Origin of the sequence: Pseudoalteromonas sp. DY56-GL22 (genome assembly GCF_041414715.1) — a bacterium.
Taxonomy (GTDB): Bacteria; Pseudomonadota; Gammaproteobacteria; order Enterobacterales; family Alteromonadaceae; genus Pseudoalteromonas; species Pseudoalteromonas simplex.
This window is the reverse complement of sequence record NZ_JANHZR010000001.1, coordinates 392,529-414,667: the sequence shown is the minus strand read 5'-3', so window position 1 is coordinate 414,667 and position 22,139 is coordinate 392,529. Positions and strand designations below refer to the sequence as shown.

General features: G+C 40.6%; 16 protein-coding genes. 7 read left to right on the top strand and 9 right to left on the bottom strand.

Annotation, left to right across the window (positions count from 1 at the left end; genetic code table 11):
* The first annotated feature begins 90 nt into the window (after nucleotides 1-90).
* The gene (locus tag NO991_RS01730) at nucleotides 91-1,752 is read left to right on the top strand and encodes a methyl-accepting chemotaxis protein (RefSeq protein WP_371351612.1); all 1,662 of its coding nucleotides are present in this window, start codon (nucleotides 91-93) and stop codon (nucleotides 1,750-1,752) included.
* A 32-nt stretch (nucleotides 1,753-1,784) separates the two neighbouring features.
* Here the strand turns inward: NO991_RS01730 and NO991_RS01725 are convergent, their stop codons facing one another.
* Nucleotides 1,785-3,800: a TonB-dependent receptor gene (locus NO991_RS01725; protein ID WP_371351706.1), complete on the bottom strand. Its 2,016-nt coding sequence runs from the start codon at nucleotides 3,798-3,800 to the stop codon at nucleotides 1,785-1,787.
* A gap of 444 nt (nucleotides 3,801-4,244) precedes the next feature.
* Here NO991_RS01725 and NO991_RS01720 point away from each other — a divergent pair, with 444 nt between their 5' ends.
* From NO991_RS01720 to NO991_RS01700, 5 genes are all read left to right on the top strand, one after another.
* Nucleotides 4,245-4,535 carry a hypothetical protein gene (locus NO991_RS01720; RefSeq protein ID WP_119853064.1) on the top strand — a complete coding sequence of 97 codons (291 nt, stop codon included), beginning with the start codon at nucleotides 4,245-4,247 and terminating at the stop codon, nucleotides 4,533-4,535.
* A complete protein-coding gene (locus NO991_RS01715; RefSeq protein WP_371351611.1) occupies nucleotides 4,532-6,100 on the top strand; it encodes a PepSY-associated TM helix domain-containing protein in 1,569 nt (522 codons plus the stop codon). The genes NO991_RS01720 and NO991_RS01715 overlap by 4 nt, the downstream gene beginning before the upstream one ends.
* 150 nt (nucleotides 6,101-6,250) lie before the next feature.
* Nucleotides 6,251-7,132 carry a DMT family transporter gene (locus NO991_RS01710; protein ID WP_138599398.1) on the top strand — a complete coding sequence of 294 codons (882 nt, stop codon included), beginning with the start codon at nucleotides 6,251-6,253 and terminating at the stop codon, nucleotides 7,130-7,132.
* 268 nt (nucleotides 7,133-7,400) lie between these two features.
* On the top strand, nucleotides 7,401-8,945 hold the full coding sequence (locus NO991_RS01705; RefSeq protein ID WP_194441322.1) for a hypothetical protein: 1,545 nt from the start codon (nucleotides 7,401-7,403) through the stop codon (nucleotides 8,943-8,945).
* A gap of 235 nt (nucleotides 8,946-9,180) precedes the next feature.
* Nucleotides 9,181-11,259 carry a TonB-dependent siderophore receptor gene (locus NO991_RS01700; protein ID WP_371351610.1) on the top strand — a complete coding sequence of 693 codons (2,079 nt, stop codon included), beginning with the start codon at nucleotides 9,181-9,183 and terminating at the stop codon, nucleotides 11,257-11,259.
* 41 nt (nucleotides 11,260-11,300) lie between these two features.
* Here the strand turns inward: NO991_RS01700 and NO991_RS01695 are convergent, their stop codons facing one another.
* On the bottom strand, nucleotides 11,301-11,945 hold the full coding sequence (locus NO991_RS01695; RefSeq protein WP_166340730.1) for an HAD family phosphatase: 645 nt from the start codon (nucleotides 11,943-11,945) through the stop codon (nucleotides 11,301-11,303).
* A gap of 255 nt (nucleotides 11,946-12,200) precedes the next feature.
* Between NO991_RS01695 and NO991_RS01690 the strand changes: the two genes are divergently transcribed.
* Nucleotides 12,201-12,932 (top strand): FadR/GntR family transcriptional regulator, encoded by a 732-nt coding sequence (locus tag NO991_RS01690; protein ID WP_054553975.1) that lies wholly within the window; start codon nucleotides 12,201-12,203, stop codon nucleotides 12,930-12,932.
* A gap of 104 nt (nucleotides 12,933-13,036) precedes the next feature.
* Here the strand turns inward: NO991_RS01690 and NO991_RS01685 are convergent, their stop codons facing one another.
* The 7 genes from NO991_RS01685 to NO991_RS01655 all read right to left on the bottom strand — a co-directional run bounded on the left by NO991_RS01685 (nucleotide 13,037) and on the right by NO991_RS01655 (nucleotide 22,139).
* Nucleotides 13,037-15,997, bottom strand: a complete 2,961-nt coding sequence (locus NO991_RS01685) for a TonB-dependent receptor (RefSeq protein ID WP_166338630.1) — start codon at nucleotides 15,995-15,997, stop codon at nucleotides 13,037-13,039.
* 763 nt (nucleotides 15,998-16,760) lie between these two features.
* Complete coding sequence (locus tag NO991_RS01680; RefSeq protein WP_235373178.1) at nucleotides 16,761-17,726, bottom strand: class 1 fructose-bisphosphatase; 966 nt, start codon at nucleotides 17,724-17,726, stop codon at nucleotides 16,761-16,763.
* Nucleotides 17,714-18,805 (bottom strand): class II fructose-bisphosphate aldolase, encoded by a 1,092-nt coding sequence (gene fbaA, locus NO991_RS01675; protein ID WP_138618292.1) that lies wholly within the window; start codon nucleotides 18,803-18,805, stop codon nucleotides 17,714-17,716. Before fbaA ends, NO991_RS01680 begins: the two co-directional genes overlap by 13 nt.
* Nucleotides 18,806-18,816: 11 nt before the next feature.
* Nucleotides 18,817-19,437: a bifunctional 4-hydroxy-2-oxoglutarate aldolase/2-dehydro-3-deoxy-phosphogluconate aldolase gene (gene eda, locus NO991_RS01670; RefSeq protein ID WP_138618290.1), complete on the bottom strand. Its 621-nt coding sequence runs from the start codon at nucleotides 19,435-19,437 to the stop codon at nucleotides 18,817-18,819.
* A 73-nt stretch (nucleotides 19,438-19,510) separates the two neighbouring features.
* Nucleotides 19,511-20,437: a sugar kinase gene (locus NO991_RS01665; protein ID WP_166338618.1), complete on the bottom strand. Its 927-nt coding sequence runs from the start codon at nucleotides 20,435-20,437 to the stop codon at nucleotides 19,511-19,513.
* Between the two features lie 57 nt (nucleotides 20,438-20,494).
* Nucleotides 20,495-21,790, bottom strand: a complete 1,296-nt coding sequence (locus NO991_RS01660) for an MFS transporter (RefSeq protein WP_138618286.1) — start codon at nucleotides 21,788-21,790, stop codon at nucleotides 20,495-20,497.
* Between the two features lies 1 nt (nucleotide 21,791).
* Nucleotides 21,792-22,139, bottom strand: coding sequence for a cupin domain-containing protein (locus NO991_RS01655; protein WP_054553983.1), 348 nt, complete (start codon nucleotides 22,137-22,139; stop codon nucleotides 21,792-21,794).

Here is a 22,139-nt window from a genome sequence, read left to right as displayed (position 1 = left end):
CAACATTATTTTTTGCGCTTGTAGCTTATTGCACTATGTTTAAATCATGCATTATTTGATTTGTGAGACTTATCCTTGTCTATAAGATTTTTGTTAAGAGCAGTTTTCGCAGCAACCATTGCCCTTGCAGCCGGACTTCTCTTCATTATTTTATTTTTACAATCAGGCCAAGATGAGAGTATGGAGTCGGCTCAACAGCGTTATGAGCTAAGCCATCTTGCTCAGTTTTCATCTTCAAATTCGATTCGCCTTACTGAGCTTGCTCGTCAACATGTCGTAACCTTAGATCCTCGCTATGAAGATGAATACCATCAACTTGTTGATCAAATTCAAGGCAAAGCAGCTTGGCTAAATGGCGAAAAGAAAAGCTATGAACAGCGTTTAAGAGCGTTTAATGTCGCTACCGATGATTTAGCGCTCTTGCAAAAATCCAACGATTTATCACTCAAACTGGTTGAAACAGAAGAAAAAGCATTTAGCTTAGTCAGTGATTTACTTGGCCGAGATACAAATAACTTAACCGTCAGCGAGCATAAAAGGTGGGTACAAGCTATTACGCTTTTAACCAACAATGCTTACATGGCCGAAGTTGAGAAAATTCAGCAACCCGTGAAAGCTTTTTTAAGTTCGATAAAAGAAAAAAGTGCTGCAGAAGTTAAAAGCAATCACGACCGTGTGGTCACTCTAAGTTTAATTAGTACAGCTTTAGTCCTGACTATTATTGCTACCCTAATAGTATGTTACTGGCAATTAGAGAAAAAAGTGATTAAAGCAACCCATGCCTTAATTGATGAAGCCAAGCGTATCTCTGAAGGAGATCTGTCTCGCTATATTGACCACAAAGCCGATGACGAAATAGGCCAGCTTGCGAGCAGCTTTAATATTATGGTTGATAAGTTATCTCAGCTTCTTAAAGAAATACATGACCAATCAGAGCAAGCGCAAGTGGCTGCAAAAAGCCTCGATGAAATTTCACAGCAAGCTAAAACGCTCAATGATATTCAAAGCCAAGCAATTGAGGTGATTTCAAGCTCAGTCTATGAAAACTCAACGGCCGTTAAAGAAGTTTCTCAAAACTGCGCCGCTGCTGCAAGCAGTGCCACCGCGGCCAACCAAAAAACCCAAGAAGGTCTACAGGTTGTACAACAAGGAGTTAGCTCTGTTGAATCAGTGGCCGATACACTCACCAAATCACTAACAGACCTTAACCAATTAGAAGCATCAGTAAATGAAGTCACGGTTATTTTAAGTGTTATCAGTAATATAGCCGAACAAACTAATTTATTGGCACTCAATGCCGCAATCGAAGCTGCAAGAGCAGGTGAACAAGGCCGGGGTTTTGCCGTTGTTGCTGATGAGGTAAGAACTTTGGCTAGTCGCACGCAAAGCTCTACTCTTGAGATCCAAGATAAAATTGACTCATTGCAATCTGCAACCAATGCTGTGACGCAGAGGATACGCTCTAGCGATAATCAAATTAAAGAAGCGGTGATAAACTCAGAAAAAGTGGGCCATATGCTCGATGAAATTAGCGTACAAGCAAAAGCCATTTCTGAGGCCAATATGACCATTGCTTCTGCATCTGAACAGCAATCTCAAGTGACAGAAGAAATCGCCCAGCGCTTAAACGAAGTACAAGATACCAGCCGTAAGTCACAGCAACAAACGCAAAGCATTTCGGACTCATCGAGTAAGCTGGCTAACTTAGCGAATAACTTAAACGGGCAAATTAATCGCTTTAAATTAAGCTAGTCGCTGATCAAGCTCAGCGACTAGCGATTAGTTTAAAATCGGTAAGTAACAGATGCACCGATTGTTTGTGGGTTCACAACTGCCACATAGCCTTGTGGGTAGCGACCACTGACTGGTTCTTGTGAGGTATACGCCTCTTCATCTAAAGCATTGTTAATGAAGGCACTTATCAACCATTGTTCAGTATCGTAAGTCATCGATAAACGCGTAATGGTGTAATCACCTGCAACGCGTTCTTCTGTGTTTGTTAAGTCGCCATAAAATTCATCAACATAATTGGTACTTAAATTCACTTTTAGACTATCGGTAAACCAATGCGACAGACCTAAACTCGCCGTTAACTCCGGTGCAGAGTTTAAATCATTGCCGACGGCATCAGGAAAGGCTGATGATTCATCAATTTTAGTTTTCAATAAACCAAAGCCACCATGTAACTGCCACTGATCGCCCAGCATGCTGTAGGCTTCTACTTCTAAACCATAGCTATGAGCATCTTCAATATTAGTGATTTTACGCTCTGAGCTTAGCGCTTGATAACCGTTAAAGTTATTGTAAAACACATTAGCGCTGATGTTTATGTCACCATTATTGATTACGCTGCGCGAACCAATTTCATAGGTATTAACGGTTTCTTCGTCGTAGTAGTAATAATCTTCAGCGGTAAAATCGAGTGCGCCACCACCCGCGTTGTAGCCACGACGAGCACTGGCAAATAGCGTCGTTTCGTCACTAATATCATATTGAATCGCGAGCTTTGGTAAACGAAGAGTGTGTGAATTATCAAGTTGCTCAACGAGCATATCACCACGAAATGCCATATTAAAATTACGTAATTGTTCTTCACGCTCAATGCGCAGACCCGCTGTTAACGTTAATTCGCGGCTTAAGTTAAAGCTTGTTTCACCATAAACTGCGGTCGATTTACTACTATCGTCACCGTAATAATTAGTCGCTCCAACACTTTCAAAGTCTTGGTCGCGGTCAAAATAGGCAAGACCCACAAAACCAGAGTAAAAATCATTGCTTAAACCAAAGTTCAATTTGGTATCGACAGTGATGTTACTTTCATCCATTGATACGTCAGATTCTGCGCTTTCAAGTGGCTCGTATGCTTCAAAGCCCCATTTGTAATCCATATAAGCAACTAAAACATCTAACGAAAAATCATCGTTAATTTTGTAATCAACATTCACTTGCGTGGTGTCAGATTCAGTATCCATAATACGTTGATATAGCGGCTCATAATCAAATGGCTCATCCGCTAAAAAGTATTTACGACCCGAATTACCTTCTTCACTGTAAGTTGAATAAGTTAGCTGTACAGCAAGATCTTCATATGGTGTGTAAAGTAATTTAGCGCGTGTGCTGCTGGTATTTAACTTGTTTAATTCACGATCAGTTGGATTTGTTTCGTATACCGGTGGATTTGAAAACGTTTCGCCATCAACATACTGAGTTGATAACCGAAATGCTAATACATCTTCAACTAACGCCCCTGATACCACTGCGGCAGTATCTAGGTAGCTATCTTGGTTACGATAACCAACGCGCACTGCCCCTTCAAATTCTTGAGTAGGTGCTTTAGTTGTCATGTAAACAGCGCCCGCAATACTATTACGACCATTACTAGTTGATTGCGGCCCTCGGTAAACTTCAATTTGTTCTACATCCCACAGACCCGTATCACCGGTTAAATCGGCTACAAACGGTTGGCTAACACCATCAATCAAGGTTGAAACACGAGCCTTTGAACCACCACTAAATGAGTTAAACCCCGTTGCACCACCATTACCTGATACGCCTCGCATATCTGGTACCGAGCCCGTTAACACAACGACGTTCGCCATTTCTGACAGCGCTTCAGATATAGAAGCAAGTTGACCGTTTTCTAGTAAAGACTTATCAACAACCGCCACTGACGACATGGTCTCTTTAAGTGACTTCTCTGTTTTTTCACCTGTAACAACAATGGTATCCATTGATTTTCGACTGCTTTGGTCGTCATCAGCCCATGCTGAACCCTGTGCAACAAGTAATGATGCAAGCATAACTTTGGTGAGTGAATTAAGTTTAAATGCAGTAGCCAATGTCCTTTCCCCGTAAGAGATTATTAGAATTAAACAAATTGAGTTTGATAAAAAAGCGCTAGGAAATTAACACAAGCTTAATGATATTGCAATTGAGTTTAGTTATCATTTACAATGAGATTTAATATCAACTACAACTATAATCTTATGCTCATTTTTACCGTTACCCTGCTTGTCGTTTTTGCTGTCAGTACTGTGTACTGCACTAGAAAGCAGCAGCGATTTTTAAAAAAACCTATTAAAAAACAATGGCGATTACTTTCGATTGCGTTAATCGTTTGCGCATTAATACTTGCCTTTCAACAATTCTCAGTCACAGCGGCCGTGTTCTATATCATTTTTAGTCTGATGCTAATGTTGATGCTGATCCCTTTTATTAGCCTGCTGAAAAGAAAAGGATAATTCATGACAAGCTCATCTAAACGCCAACCAACTTGGTTAGGGAAAACCCTAGCGGGTGCATTTTTAGGGCTAGCCCTCTCATTTATTTTCGTTGCATTTTTTGCTTGGTATGGCCCAGGAGGCATTGATGCTCGCGATAAAGTGCAATTTAACATGTGGATGATCACGCCTGTTTGGCTAACCATTTTTAGTTTTAGTTATTTATTCAACTCAGCAAAGCAAGCGTGGCTTGTGCTTGGCAGCTTAACTGTGCTGCTTTATGGCGTGTTTTTTATGCTAAGGAGTGCATCATGAAAGTCAGATCGGATATTCTTCGTACCTATCAAGGTGTACATACATGGACAGGCATCATTGCAGGTTTAGTGCTGTTTATTGGTTTTTATGCGGGCAGTTTGACCATGTTCAAACACGAAATCCAGCAATGGGCAGCACCTATTCAAGCCCCTAAAATCACCAGCTCTGATTATGACTACCAAACCCTGGTAGATACGGCAATTAATGAGCGAGGCGAACAGCTTGCTAAAGGCTTTAACCTTGATTTACATACCCAAGATGCACCTCTTTCGTGGTATATCAAAGGCAATGCCCGAGGCATGGAGCTTGATAAACAACTTAACTTCGCACACCTAAATGCTGATGGCACTTTAAACGTCAGCGCACAAACCGAAAACGAACTTGCCGATTTAGTTGATTATTTACACCGTACAGCAGGCTTTATAGGCGAAATTGGCCATGACCAATCTGGTGTTTATATTCTTGGCATTGCCTGTGTTTTGTACTTTTTAGCTTTGGTCTCTGGGGTAATTATTTTACTGCCGACATTAGTTAAAACCTTTTTTGCACTGCGAAAAGAAAAAGGGCCTAGTCGATTCTGGCTCGATAGCCATAACCTTATCGGTATCGCCAGTTTACCATTTCACTTAGTCATTGCATTTACTGTGGTGGTGTTTGCGTTTCATGATTTTATTTATGGTGGTTTAGCGCAATTTTATGATGGTAAGCCATTGTTTCAGCGCCCTACACCTGCCGCGCAAAGTTTTCATATTGAAAACTTACCACGTGTAGATGAGCAAGTACTTGCAGCGAAAAACTATGCCCCCGGCTATGAGCCAATCCATATTCGCTATAGTAATTTAAATTCAGCATCACCTTCTGCGGTGTTTATGATGAGTAACAATAATGCGGTAGTGCGTGGACCAGATACTGATTACCTATTCATGAACCCGTACACACTAGAAGTGGTTAACTCAAGCTACCCGCAAGGCGAAGATGCAGTGTGGGGTAACATGGTTGCCAGTATTTTCTCACTTCATTTTGGCACCTATGGAGGAGACTGGGGTCGTTGGGGTTACTTCATTATGGGATTACTTGGCGCCTTCTTATTCTATTCAGGTAATCTACTGTGGATAGACAAACGCTTCAAAAAAGATCCTAATAAACGCAGTACCTTGTTTATGGCAAAACTCACCATTGGCGTTTGTTTAGGGTCTATGATTGCCGTTGCTTTTACACTCGTCGCTGCCAAATGGCTACCTGCATTTGTTAGCAACACAAACTACGCTACCCTATACAGTTACTATGCAGCCTTTTTTGTTTTTGTAATATATAGCTTCTTAAAACCTGTGCAAAAGGCAACCACGGTTGGGTTTTATTTACTCGCAAGTCTGTGTGCATTAATGGTGTTATCTACGCTAGTAAAACTTGCCAGCGACACCAACTCACTATTTTACTCAAGCTATTTAGTTGATATTGTCGCTGCTATTTTTGCGGCTACTTTCTTTAAAGTGGCAAAACGCCAGCAGCAAAAACAGGCCACGCAAACCATCATGCCGACCTTTGAACAAGCAGGACAAAGTTAAGCACTCTCTTTATGGGTATCAAAGCAATTTGATACCCATAATTTTGCTTTATCGAAAATCTGTGTCCGTTTAACGAAAAACATTTCTTCTCCCTCAAAACATCAGTAGAATCGCCGCAAACTTGAACTATTAACTTTCATAAGGACAGTGATGCAGCGCACCATTCCACCGTTTTTTATTGCTGTTATTTGCGTGCTTCTTGCAATGGTTACCATTCAATCTGGTGCCTCTGTTGCAAAGCAATTATTCCCTTTAATAGGCCCTGAAGGTACCACAGCACTTCGATTAGGTTTTTCAGCTGCTATTTTGTGCCTGGTTTTTAAGCCTTGGCGAGCTTTTCCGCCGATAGGGCAACGCATGCCGATCATCGTTTATGGACTGAGTTTAGGTGGCATGAATATCCTGTTCTATTACGCGATTGAGCGCATTCCTTTAGGCATTGGTGTTGCTCTGGAGTTTACTGGCCCCCTTGCTGTTGCCCTACTTTCATCTCGTAAAAAGCGCGATCTGTTTTGGGTAGCCTGCGCCATTGTTGGCATTATTTTATTGCTACCTGACATGAAAGGCGAAGACAGCCTCGATCCTGTGGGCGTGATCTTAGCCCTTGCAGCAGGTGCATGTTGGGCGTTTTATATATTGTTTGGCAAAAAAACTGGAAACCAAGGCTCTGGCGGGATGACTGTAGCCATGGGGATGAGCGTCGCCGCGATTGTGCTTGTACCTTACGGTGCCGTTTCGCAAGGCGCTGCATTATTGAGTTGGGAAGTATTACCACTTGGTATTTTAGTGGCTATTATGTCTAGCGCACTACCCTATACGTTAGAAATGGTGGCACTTCGCAATATGCCCGCACAAGGCTTTAGCATCATGATGAGTTTAGAGCCTGCGATCGCAGCATTGGCTGGTTTTATAATTCTCTCTGAATTTTTAAGTGTATGGCAGTGGCTGGCCATTTTATTAGTGATTACCGCCTCGGTTGGCAGTTCGATGTCGAGTGATTCACAAGATCAGAAAAGTCAGAAAAACAGCTAATTTAACATTAAACATGCTTTTTTTAGTACTTAAAGATTAAATTTCAGACTTAAAAACAGCTTTTATCGGCATTCGTAAAGTGAGAGTTCTCACTATAATGCTCACTATTAATACAAAGTGGTCTTATCTCTTTGTGTCGCTAGAAACCTAACAGTGGGATTTACTTATGTCGATAAAAGCCAAATTATTTCTATCAACCCTAGCTCTTTCAAGTAGCTTTTTGACTTCTTATGCAGTCGCTAATAGCTGTCAAGGGGAATTAGTAGCAATGAATGCCGGCAGAGGCGAATTAGGTGTTGTATTCGGTCTCGATGAACTGCAAAAAACCGCTAGAGCAGACTCTGTTGCAAAATTTAGTTCTGCTGCAATTGCATATGACGAAACAACTAACCGCACTTATTATGTGTCTTCACCTATTCCACTTGAATTCAAAGTAGATGTTAGCCACCTTGATATCAGTGATGAGCAATTTCCAAGTTTACCTATTAGAGGTGACAAATATAAATACAGTCGCTTAGCCTATTTTGATCACGCAACAGGCGAGCATGTTGTTGTAGGTAAGACTAAATCAGTTTTCGGTATGGCATACGCTTCAGATACTGATTCATTTTTTGCAGTGAGCTTTTCAAAGCTATATCGCATAGACAAATACACTGGCGAAGAAACTGTACTAGCTGACTTCAGTGGTGTTGATGGCTTAAGCCGCGCTGATTTAGTCTTTAAAAATGGTGACCTTTTATTAGTAACAGCGACTTCGGTATATAGCATTGATCGTAATGACTATTCATATACTAAATTAGCCAATCACAACCTTGTTAATGTCACAGGTGCAACATTAAGCCAAAAAGGTGACGTTTTAATCAGTCGTGTAATTATCAATGATCATGGTGATCAAAACGAATCTAAACTTTATAAACTTAGCCCTTATTCAGGAAAAACTTGCCTTATTGCAACCTTGCCGATTCACATCAGTGACTTAACAACAAACACATTAAACTCAACAAGTTGTTACACTGAAGCACCTTGCGCTATTGCAAATGATGGCATTCCTTACTACTCAGAAACAGTTAATAACCAACTAGGTGGTGAATGGCAGTCATTTGATTTTCAAGATCAGTATTTTACAAAACCAGCAGTGTTTTCATCAGCAGTAACCGTGCATGATGAAAATGGTGGTGTTATTCGTTTAAAGAATATTGAAACGAATAGCTCTGAGATTTCATTCCAGAATTGGCAATATTTAAACACAAAACATGACGAAACTGAGTCTTTTGACTTTTTAACAATGAATGAAGGTCGCTATACAATGAGCGACGGTACAATTGTTGAAATTGGTAGTTTTAGCTTGTCTAACTCTAGAAAGTTTACAGATGTTGTATTTACGGAAGCATTTAGCGCAAAACCTTACGTCTTTTTGCAAATTCAAACCTACAATGGCGGACACAGTGCCTATACGCGTGCCAAAAGTTTAGCAACAACAGGCTTTAAAGCAGCATTTTATGAGCAAGAAAGTTTGAATGAAGGTCATGTTCCTGAACGAGTGGCTTATTTTGCAATTTTACCTGGTTCGGGTACTTCGGGCACACTAGAAACAGTTGCAGGTAACAAAGATTACAATCTATACCAAGCCGATATTGATCATGACGGTGGTCAATTAGGCAAGCATTTCTACTTCCTTCAAGAAGAGCAATCTATGGATGAAGAATTACTTCACGCTAAAGAACGAGTACATGTTATGGATATTGAGGAAGTAAGCCTTGCTCAAACTGTTACTGTTCGTGATGAAGACACATATACCCTCCGCAGAAAATAAATACACCTAAATCAAGGCGCCTCTGGGCGTCTTTTTCATGCCTTAAATTAACTCGCCTTTTCATATACACAAAACTCTTTGACATAATTTGTTACATTTATTTGTATTAACATATCACTTTTGCGATAAATGGTGATGATAACTATTATCAGTTGTGATAACTTACCCGCCGATTGTTTCCTTATTAAAAACAATAACCCTATAAAAATTTGCTAAATAACACGCGGAGATAAAAATGAAGTTCACTCAGTTGCCTATTGCAACCGCTATTCTTTGTGCATTGTACCCTCAAATCAGTTTTGCAGAACAAACGACTGACATAGAGGCCAATGTCGAAAAAATCGAAATTGTTGGCATACGTCAGAACCGTATTAGTGAAGGCGCGACAGGTTTAGCACTCGAAATTGATGAAACTCCGCAATCAATTAGTGTGATCTCTGCTGAGCAATTAAAAAATTACTCTGCTTTTAACGTCAATGATGCTTTACGCTTAGCACCTGGTATCAATGTTGAAGAATGGGAAACTAACCGTACTAACTATACATCACGTGGTTTTGAAATTAAGAATACACAAATCGATGGGGTTGGCTTACCGAATGACTGGGGTATTGTCACTGGCGCAATGGAAGCGTACGGCTATGAAAAAATTGAAGTTATTCGTGGTGCTAATGGCTTACTTACTGGTGTAGGTAATGCTTCGGGTACGCTTAACTATGTGCGCAAACGCCCTAAAAACGAAAACGGCGGCGAAATCGGTGTCTCTGTTGGCTCTTGGGATTTTAAACGTTTACAAGCTGACTATTCACTATTATTAACCGAATCAGGTAGTTGGGCTGCACGCTTTGTGGCTGCTGCTGAAGATAAAGAGTCATATCTCGATGGACTTGAGAACAACCGAGAGTTTTTCTCTGCGGTAGTAGATGGTCAGCTTACAGATAACTCAACGGTTACTGTGGGATATTCATATCAAGATGCAGACACCGATGGCAATACTTGGGGCGGCCTTGTTTATAACTACACAGATGGCACACAAGCTAAATGGGACGAAAGCGACACAACCACCCAAGAATGGACAATGTGGGACACCATTAACACCTCTGCATTTGTTGAATACAACTATGTCTTTGCAAACGCGTGGCAACTTCAAGCGAGCTACAACTTCCGTGGTTTTGAAGAGCAAGACAAACTATTTTATGCCAGTGGCAGCATTGATAAAGACACCAATCTTGGCCTAAGTGGTTGGCCGGGTCGTTACGACAGTGAAGTAGATGCTGATTTATTTGAAATCAAAGCATTTGGTGCCTTTGAATTATTTGGTAAAGAGCACCAAGCAAGCTTTGGTGTAAGCCATGCAAAAAGTGATGATGTGATGTATCAACACCCGTTTGATTTTGACAATACACCGGCTTATGGACCAACGCCTGCGTTTCCGTACGATTTAGATGCGATTCCAGAACCGGATTGGTTAACACCGGTTCTTTATTCGGATATTGAACAAAAGCTAACCCGTTACTTTGGCTCTGCTCAGTTAAATATTACTGATAAATTATTTACCGTGGTTGGTTTTAACGCTATTGAATTTGAACGCTCAGGCATGAATGCCGGTGCATCTATCGATAATGACGAAAGCGAAACAAGCCCATATATCGGCTTTACCTATAAGTTAAACGATGATTTAAACTTATATGCTAGTTACTCAGACATTTATCAGCCGCAAGAGCAAGCTGATTACAACGGCCAATACTTAGCACCTACCAAAGGCACTAACTTTGAAACCGGTGTTAAGGCTTCTTGGTTTGATGATGCTCTAATGACAACATTTGCCTATTTTACTGCTGAGCAAGATAACTTTGCGCAATATGCGGGCCTCACTGAAGATGGTATTTATTACTATGAAGGCGTGTCTATTGAGTCAGAAGGCTATGAATTTGAAGTCACAGGTAAAATCACCGACGCTATGAATATCGTCGCATCTTATACACATATTGATGTTACAGATGAAAATGGTGATGACACGAATAAATGGGCACCTCGCGATGTTGTCGGTGTAACAGTGGATTATGCACTAACAGATGCAGTGGTGGTTGGTTTAAATGGCCGTTGGCAATCTAAAATCGAAAGTACTGATTACAATGTTAAGCAAGGTAGTTACGCGCTGCTAAACGCCTTCGCGCGTTGGAATATTAATGACCAAGTAGCAATACAAGCTAACGTTAATAATATTACTGATGAGCAGTACATCAATAGCTTGCAAACTGTAGGTTATTATGGCGCACCAACAAACGGTAGCCTCACCCTGACTTATAAGTTTTAAACCTTATTTAGAACAGTGTCGTCTTCGTAGGCGACACTTATCTATCTGTCAGTCAAACTATAGTTGTTAAAGCTATCAATACACGGGACTAACTCCACAAGATTATGCTTTTGATTATAGTTGTGCAGAAAGCCTATTACTTCACAGCCACTTGCTTGTGCTGCAATTACTCCAGACCTAGAATCTTCAAAAATAATGGCTTGTTTACTGGTTATAGCTAATTTTTTTAATGCGAGTTGATACGCTTCTGGGTGAGGCTTTAAATTTGTCACTTGTTCATTAGTAATTATCACATCAAAAACATCCTCTAAATTTATTAATGATAAAACAGTATCGACCATCCACTGCGACGCTGAGGTTACTAAGGCACATTTTTTTTCATTTTTCTTAACATCGTTTAAGAGCTTTTTAGCTCCATTATTTAATTTTAGCTCTGCTCTCAATAACGTTTTGTAGTTTTTTTCAAAGCACGGGTTGAAGCTTTCTGGTACTTTGCTAATTTTTGCGTGGCTAAAAATATATTCAAGTACAGCTTGCCAACTTTGCCCCATTACTTCTTTATATATTTCAGCTTTGATTTTTACGTTAAATTCTAAGCATGTCATTGCTAAAGCTTTTGCTTTAAGCGGCTCAGAATTAACCAATGTGCCATCCATATCAAAAAGATATCCTTCATAGTTTTGCATTGATTGCTCCGGTTTTATTATTGCCAATTACTAAAATTTAGAATCAGTTTGTGTATTGAAAAGTCCACTACCTATCAGCACTTTCAGTTATTTATAAAAGCAAATTGACAAGATTAGCTTAGGTATGTAATTTACCAATTATAATTATTGTTTTACCAGAAAACTTACCAATTAATAAGCGTTCTTCGCATTAGTTATCTAAGACTCAAAATCGTTTTTATAGATATGACTAATTTGAAGATCGGGAGAGATATAATGAAAAGACGGAGACGTTTTTGGACCGTTGTTGATAAATTAGAGTCTCAGATAGATCGTGGGATCTACCCTGTAGGGAGTCGCTTACCTGCAGAACGCGAATTAGCCGACACTCATCAAGTAAGCCGACCAACAATACGTGAAGCAATTATCGCGTTAGAAGTTCGTGGCCGTGTAGAAGTTAAAACTGGCTCTGGTGTATTTGTTACCGATAACTGCAAAGTAGAGACTGTAGATCAACCAATCAGTGCATTTGAGCTAACCCAAGCTCGTGCTTTGGTTGAAGCTGAAGCAGCAGCATTAGCAGCTGCGACAATTCAAGAACCAGAACTTGCTGCGCTAAAGCAAAGTTTAGAAGATATGAAAGTGCCCGATATGGCAATTGAAGCTGATCAGCGTTTTCATGAAATTATTGCTAAATCGACTCGAAATAATGCCATTGTGATGTCTATTCAGAACTTATGGAAATTAAGGCGTTCTGAGCCGCAAATAATCGCTGCCTATGAAGATGTTTGTTCGCAAAGTGATGAGCAACGCCTTCAAGAGCACACAAGTATTTACGAGGCAATTGCGAATAAGGATTCATCTGCGGCTCGTAAAGCAATGCACAACCACTTTAACCGTTTAATTAACTCACTATTTGCGGCAAGTGAAAAGAAAGCACTTGAAGAGATCAGAAGAAAAACGAATGAGACTCGTGGTTTGTATTCGATCTCACATTTAACTCAATAAAGATAAGCAGAACTTTAAGGCGGATTCTTTAGAAGTTTCAAGCACCCCTAATTAAATATAAAAAAAGCAAGCTACTCAGCTTGCTTTTTTTCTAAATAGAACTGTTAGAATTTATAACTTACCCCAAATGTAATACGACGGTCAGTTAAACCTTGATAACAAAGTAAAGCCCCTTCATTGACACATGACTGGCTAACTTCTGACTCAGTTAAATTCACCGCTTCAACAGCTAAATTAAGTTGTTCTGTCACATCATAGCTAACACTCGCATTTAATTGTCCACGATCTTCTTGAACAACCGGGAAACCCCATGGATAGCTTGATGTACTACCAAAGTCTTCTGAACGATAACCTTCACGCCACGTGTAGCGGGCACGAGCTGAAAACCCATATTTTTCATAATATAAAGTAAAATTATACGCGTTTTCAGAAAGGTCAATTAATGGCTGCTTAGCAGAAACGGTAATATCTTCAATACCCGTTGTTAATGCGAAAATGGCATTAGCTCTACTCGTAGCCGTATCTATAGCCTCTCCTCCAGAAGACTTTTGATAGGTATAGTTAGCCATGACGCCAAAGCCTGAAGCCCAACCTAAATCATTCTCAAACTCTGACAAGTCATATTGAAATGCCAGTTCTACACCTTGCTGAGTTCGCGTATCTGAATCATTAATCGTAGTTTGTGTTGGCACACAAAGCCCAACCCCTGGTTCCGGGCCAAATACATTAATATCGGCGATCGGATTAAAAGTACCACCTTCTTCACAAACAGGTCCTGTGGTATCACGGTAGCCTGTAGCTGGGTCTTCATAAGGGTCAACTTGTCGAGTTACATGTAAATCTTTTCGTTTTTTATGAAAGTAGCCAACACTCACTAATGCTGAAGGGGCAAAATACCACTCAGTAGAGATGTCAAACGAAGTTACTTCCTCTGGCTCAAGACCTGGGTTGCCAATTGACACCGCGCTGTTCGGACTTGTGCTATATGAAACTGAAGTCGATAGGTCATCGTAATCTGGACGACGAATATCCTTTGACCACCCTAAACGAACAATCACATCCTCAGAGACATTCGCGCTTAGGTTAAGACGCGGTAAAATAAAATCATAATCTGCTTCAGAAACAATTTGCGATACTACTTGGTTCCCTTCATCATCGACAGTGACAGAATTACCTACAGAGGTAATATCTGTCTGTAAATATCGAACACCGATATTACCTCTAAACATTTCATACTCAAAATTAGCTTGTGCATACAAAGCATGAGTAACTTCTTCAATATCAAAAAACGCACTTACTTGTGAAGTTGGCGAGCTGATTGGTGCGCGATCAGAACCGGTAATGGCATTATTAGCCGCAATTGCATCATTTAAAACGCTTAATACGTAGTCTGGATTTGAACCTGCTAATTCAGGGTTAATAAGTAAAAAATCTTTAATGTATAGCTTGCGGCCATCTGCAGCATTAAAATTATCTGGGCCAGCAACTAAAAGTTCTGCGAATAGGTCACCCGATGGGCTGTCAGCCATTTTACGAAGACCAACATTGTTGCGAATTTGGTCTGAAGTACTTGTAGATTTGTTGTAACGATAACCAAAATCAACTGATGTAACGATACCGTCGAGGTAATAAACAAAATCAGTGCGAAATGCATCTTCTTGATTTTCAGTTGTGTCACGACCTTGGTTTACATCGCGTAAGACGACATTTGCAGGGTCGAGTAACTGTGAGCTGGTTGGCGCATTTGCTTCACTTTGGGCAATACCAAAGGATAAAGCACCACCACTTAAGTCATACTCAAAGGGGGTTCCATTTTCATTAGAGTCATTTGTAGCAACATTCGGGTTAATAAAATTCAATGTTGTATTGAAACTTGGAGTCGTTGAATCTGAACGAGATGTAGATGCTTCAACGCTAACAAATAGATCATCTCCTTGCCACTGACCGCCTAAACGGAAAATCTGACTATCAGTTTGACGTGAGTTTGTATCACTTGAGAATCGAAGATTTGGATCTGCTCCGCCATCTTCTACTGGAATAACGCCCTTTAGAGCAGCCTCAATACTACCAAGGTCTTGACCGTCTAAGGTGCCAAAATGAATCGTTTCAAATTCCGTTGGAGCAGATACATTCCTAAGATCACTCACACCAGAGGCCTGAACACGAGAGCTTTCTTGACGGCGATCTTGATCATTTACAACAGCATCAAAGAAAAATTTTGTACTATCATTTGGCGCCCATTCGAGTGTACCTGCAAAGTTTACGGTTTCGGACTCGTAATTATCGTAATCTTGGATCAAGAACTGAATTGGTAGAAAGTCAAATGATTGAGCGCTTTGAGCTCCACTCTCGGCAGCTACAGAGTTATCTCTATCTGCACGAGGTCTAAAAGCCGTGACATCCTGCTCCGCATAACTTGCACTAAAAACAGCACCAAACTCACCACCAGAAGATAGTTCCCAATTATCGCCCCATGATGCTGAGACTCTAGGCTTCATACCATCGGTAGATAAACTACTATCTTCACCTTGAACACGAATTGCAGCAAGTGTTTCATTGAGTTGTAGAGGGCGAATTGTACGTAGATTAATTGTTCCACCTACCGAGCCTTCGATGGTCTTCGCCTCCGGTGACTTAATAACTTCAACAGCAGAAATCATTGAGGCAGACACATCTTCAAAGCTAATGCCCGTGCGACCTGAACCTGAGCCAACAGTAGAGACACCATTTATCTCTGTTCTATTAGCATTAGTTCCCCTAATTTGAACACCTGTACCAACACCTGCTTGGCGAGTAATTTGAACACCAGTAACATTTTCTAGTACTTCAGCTAAGTTCTGATCTGGTAATTTACCTATGTCTACGGCTTGAATAACTTCAACTAAACTGTCCGCTGAGCGCTTTTCCGCTAGTGCGTTAGTAAGTGACTGTCTAATACCTGAGACTTCAATCACTTCAAATTCTTCTTCCGTTTTTGTTTGACTTGGTTCTTGCTGCGCAAATGCAACATTGAGTGTACTTGCTGAGAGTATCGCTAACGTAATACTAGAGAGTGTGTGTTTCATAGTGTTTCCTGTGTATTCAAACGCATGATGTAAATAATTGTTGTTGTAAAATTGCTAACTACCCCACAAAAGGTTAACCAAATAATTACACTCACCACAAAAAAGATCAACCTTTTGGTAATAACTTTATTTAAAAAATATTCAATAAAAATTATTACCAATATTTTTTACAACTAACAAAAACAAACAAGCAGATAAAAAACATAAACTTAAATGGTTTAGGTGTACGTAAAAACACATATCAATAACAATTCACATGTGATCTTCGTGTAAAAACACCTAAAAATTGGTTAACCAATAAGTTAAAACAAAAAAAGAGCGAATATACGCTCTTTTTATACCTATGCGGTCGTAAATAGTATTTTTAACGCAAGAAGCGACTAGTTTTATACCTCAAAATAACATGTCTTAGTGTAGGCTGGTATTATCCTTAAATAATAGGTTAATACTTAAATGTCACTCCAGTAAATAAGTGAGGACCATATTTATTTACGACACCATGGTTGCCTTAGTTAATTGTGTCTCCATTCTCATCGGTATTATAAGTATAAATACAAGTGCTACCTTCAAACTCAATGTTTGCATCAGCGTAAAAGTAGCCTAAGTTAATTCCACTTCAGTTATCCCAACGATAAATAATGAATGTTTCCAAAAAATACAAAGCGCTTTTATCATTTGGTGGTTTAGTCAGTTCGAATAGACTAACAAGCCCCTAATGCTAATCCGCGAATGAGTCCTAACATAACCTACTCTCTAAATTAGTTTATTCAAAAACAGTCTGATTAAACCCTTTTACTTGCTCAGGTGAGCCAATAATTACGGGTACTCGTTGATGTAAATTAGTTGGCATTATCGACATAATTCTCTGCCCTTGAGTAGTGGCTTGTCCCTGTGCATTTTCAATTAACATTGCCAATGGGTTTGCCTCATAAAGTAACCGTATTTTACCATTCTCATTACCCACTCGGCGATCTGCTGGGTACATAAAAACGCCACCTCGCGTTAAAATCCGGTGTACATCTCCTACCATGGCTGCATTCCAACGCATAGCGCTTTTGTCAAATTGCTCATCAGCGTATAGAAGCTGGTCAAAGTAATGCTGTACCGTAGCATGCCAATAGCGATAATTAGCCATGTTTACAGCAAACTCATTACGTGTATTTGCAACCTGCATCTGCTGTTTTGTTAGCAAAAAGCCTCCATGGGTTAAATCCAAGGTATAGCAGCGAGTTGGTCCGCCCGTACTCATAACCAATAACGTCGATGCTCCATATAAAACATAACCTGCGCATACCTGACTTTCACCAGCCTGTAAGAATTGTTCATCGCTATCAAAGGGAACATCATCACGTTTGCGATAAATAGTAAAAATAGTGCCAATTTGGCCATTAACATCAATATTTGAAGAGCCATCAAGGGGGTCAAAAGCAACGATATATTGGCCTTTAGCGTTACCAGCTACGGCATGATCTTCTTCTTCAGATGCAATAGCCGCAACCGATGCTTCTTCAAGTAACATGTCTTTAAGTAATTGGTTTGCGATTACATCGAGCTTCTTTTGCACCTCACCTTGGATATTTTCATCCAAGGTGGAGCCAAGTACCCCTGCCAACTCTCCCTGACTCACGCGAAAAGCAATTTCTTTACATGCCGCTAAAATAGTTCTGATCAGCATGATCAGCTCAGTCTCGACAGCATCTTCTTTTAATACAGGGATCAATCGTTGCATGGTAAGTACCTATTGATACAATTTAAATCACTAAAACACTGCAATAACCGCGTTGTCATTGCTTGCTCGCCTTGGTACAACCAAACTCTTGGATCATAATACTTTTTGTTTGGTTTATCGTCGCCGTCTGGATTGCCAATTTGACCTTGCAGATAGGCACTATGTTGGCGGTAATAATTTAACACCCCATCCCAACATGCCCATTGTGTATCAGTATCGATATTCATCTTTACCACACCATAGCCTAGCGACTCAGTAATTTTTGCTGGTTCTGAACCGCTACCGCCATGAAAAACAAAGTTCAAACTGTTATGTGGCAAATTAAATTTCTTGGCTACAAACTGCTGAGATTGTTTTAAAATAAGCGGGGTCAATACTACATTACCCGGTTTATACACGCCGTGCACATTGCCAAACGAGGCGGCAATTATAAAATTAGGACTAATTTTACTGAGTCTTTCATAGGCATAAGCAACATCTTCTGGTTGGGTGTAAAGCGCTGAACTATCAAGGTGACTATTATCAACCCCATCTTCTTCGCCCCCAGTACAGCCCAGCTCGATTTCAAGTGTCATTCCTATTTTTGCCATACGAACTAAGTAACGTTCACATGTTTCGATATTTTCCTCTAAGGACTGTTCAGATAAATCAATCATATGAGAGCTAAACAAAGGTTTGCCCGTTTTTGCAAAGTAACGTTCTCCCTCATCTAGTAAGCCATCTATCCAAGGTAGTAATGATTTTGCGGCATGATCTGTGTGCAACATAACTGGCACACCATAATGCGCTGCAACACCATGCACATAGTGCGCGGCACTGACAGCACCTACAACCGCAGCATGTTGCGGTTCCAAGCCACAGTCTTTACCACAGAAAAATTGTGCGCCCCCATTTGATAACTGAATAATAACCGGAGACTGCACCTTTTTTGCAGCTGCCAGTGTTGCATTGATTGATGATGTCCCCACCACATTCACTGCCGGTAAGGCATAGTGGTTCTCTCTAGCATCATCGTATAGTTTTGCAACATCCCTACCAACAACCACCCCTGCTTTAACAGCTGTATCTAACAACGACATTTCAGCCTCCGTTATGCTTTATTCGCTGCAATACATGCATCGGTAATCGCTTGCCAGTTTTGTTGCTCAACCCATTGTTGTTTAGCGACCCACGTGCCTCCTACTGCAATTACATTATCTAATGCTAAATATTCATCTTTATTATGCTCATTCACGCCACCTGTTGGGCAAAAGCGAACATCTTGGAACACACTCGACACAGCTTTTAAAAACGCCGGCCCTCCTGATAAAGAAGCTGGAAATAGCTTTTGCTCAGTAAAGCCGGCCTCTAATGCCAGTAAAATGTCTGCAGTATTAGACACACCGGGAACAACCGGTAAACCACAGTTTTTTAGCGCTTGAAGTAAGTTTGCTGACACAGCAGGTGTAACAATAAAATCTGCACCTGCTTTAATTGCTTGCTGTAGGATACCTTCGTTGATAACCGTCCCTGCACCAACCGTGAGTTGGGGCAATTGTTGTTTTATCGCTGAAATAGTCGCTAATGAAGCCTTCGTTCTAAGTACAACTTCAACCAGCCCTAGCCCTGCATCAGCCATTGCTTTGGCTATTTTTACCCCTTGTTCAGGTGTCTCAGCTTGAATAAGAGGCAGCAGTGTTTGCCCTGACATCAGTTCAGAAAAGCGGATCATGTTCGTTCTCTCTTTAAATTAATTGGTAAAGATCAAGTTGCTGCTAACGAGCAGTTAAAAGGTAGTTTTGAAATTAAGTACTCTGCATGGCTTTCACAAAGTGTTCTTTTGGTGTAATTGCTCCTGGCTGCTGGATCACCACAGCAGCGGCTTTTGCAGCAAGCTGTACAGCTTTATGTTCATCCATACCTGCCATTCTGGCACCTAGGTAAGCACCATTAAATGCATCGCCTGCTGATGTGGTGTCGACAACATGTGTAACTGGTGTAATTTGATGCTCAAACAATTGACCATTTATTTTTGTAAAGACAGAGCTTGGGCCATTTTTAACAACGACTTCTGAGATATTAAATTGCGCTAAATAGTCCATAACGGCTTGTGCGCTATGAAGCTCATAAAGTGTCGTTAAATCTTCAATACCTGGTAGACAAATATCAGCTAGTTCGAATGCAATAGTGTATTGCCCTTTAGTTTCTTGCTCACTCTGCCACAACCGGGCTCGATAATTGGGATCAAAAACGATTTTAACGCCCGCTTTTTTTATCCGCTGCACGATTTGCCAAAATAAATCTCGGCTTGCTGGTTCAATGACAGCCAATGAAATACCCGAGATAAACAGCATATCTGCACTGGCTAATTCTTCTTCAACACTTGGGTTAAAAAAATCCACCACTTTACGGGCTGCTGAGTCATGTCGCCAGTAGGTAAAACTGCGCTCCCCTTGCTCATCAGTTTCAATGTAGTAAATACCGGGTACTTTATTAGCATGTGTGAAGACAAGCTGTGTCGCTAGGCCTTCTTCGACAAATCGCTGCCGCATTTTAATACTGAGCGCATCCGTACCGATAGCACTTACAACCCCACATTCAAGTGAGCTAAAACAACGCTTTAAATACACCGCTGAATTATAAACATCGCCAGCAAATGATTGATTTAGCGTGCTATCTGAAATAGCTTTTAACTCAACCATGCATTCACCCAGAAAGAAGATTTTTTTCATTATTTTATCCTGTAATTAAAAAGGCTTTTTAGAGAATCTAAAAAGCCTTTATTTGGGTTACTTTTTACTGCTTAGTGGTTCAATTTTTGGGATCAATAGCCAAACAGCCAACATCGCAATAATCGCAAGCGATGCGCCAATCACAAATGCAGGTGTGTAATTACCGCCGGCAGTTAAGTAAGGCACCAATGACGTTAGACCTACAGCACCTAGTTTTGCAGCCATACCAGAAATACCCGATAAGGTGCCGACTGCTTTTTTCCCTAATAAGTCACTCGGTAGCGTTTGCACATTACCAATCGCTGTTTGAAAACCGAATAAAATCACAGCCATAATCAATACAGCTACTACGGGCGCGCCTGGGTTTGCCATGGCAATTAAGGCTGGCAACATAATTAAGCAGCCTAATGTAATGGTGAGCTTACGTGTTTTATCCGTGCTCCATCCGGCTTTTAAACGGTTTTGCGCAAGTAAACCACCAAACCATGCACCAAACATAGCGCCTACATAAGGCACCCAACCATAAATTCCAATTGACTTAACATCCATGCCATAGACTTCATTGAGGTAAATTGGGATCCAAAAAACAAACAACCACCAAATAGGGTCAATTGCTGCTGATGCAATGATAACGCCCCAGCTTTGTTTACGACTTAAAAGCTCAGTCGTGCTTGGGTTGTATTCTTCATCATTGGTGTTATCGGCTGTAGACTGACGTTGGCCGGTTAAGATGTATTGCTTTTCTTCTTCGCTGATCCATGGATGAGAGCCTGGTGGAGCTTTCACTAGAATAAGCCAAGGCACTAGCCATAAGAAGCCCATAACACCTACCACAACAAACACCATTTGCCAGCTAAAGTAGACAGTTAAATAAGCAATAAGAGGGATTGCAATAATGCCGCCAATTGCAGCACCAGAGTTAAAAATTCCTTGTGCTAAGGCACGCTCTTTAGTTGGAAACCATTCAGCATTGCCTTTTGCAGCTCCCGGCCAATTCCCAGCTTCTGCAACGCCTAAAATAGCGCGAAAAAGACTTAAGCTCATTACTCCTTGGGCAAATGCATGAGCCACGGTTGCTAGCGACCACACACCTATTGATAAAACAAAACCAAAGCGCGTACCAACCCAATCAAAAATTTTGCCAAAAATTGCTTGCCCAAATGCATAAGCAAATACAAAAACAATCGAAATATTGGCATAAATTTGCTTTCGCTCTAAAGCTGATTCATCAGGAAACAGTTCTTCAACAATATCAGGCCATAGCACACTAAGCGCTTGTCTATCGATATAATTGATAATAGTTGCCAGTGCTATTAGAGCAATTACCCACCAGCGTAAACCTTGAAGTTTCATATTATTCATCCTCTAAAAAGTCTTCACGAGCTGGGCTAAAGGTATCAATTAAAATACCGCCCGTTGGGCAAGTTGCACCGTGATCTGCAAAAGGAGGAATAAAACAGCTATCACCTGCTTTTAATACTTTGGTAACACCATCAATATTAAAATGAAATTCACCTTCAACAACATAAGTAACTTGTGAATGACGGTGAGCATGGTTATAGCCAATAGCACCTTGTGCAAACCAAATTTTAACGGCCATTAGTTCTTCGTTATAACCAAGCATTTGACGTTTTAGGCCATTCCCTAGGTCTTCAACTTCAGCGTCGCTTGCAAATGTAAAATGTTCACTTTGTTTAGTCAT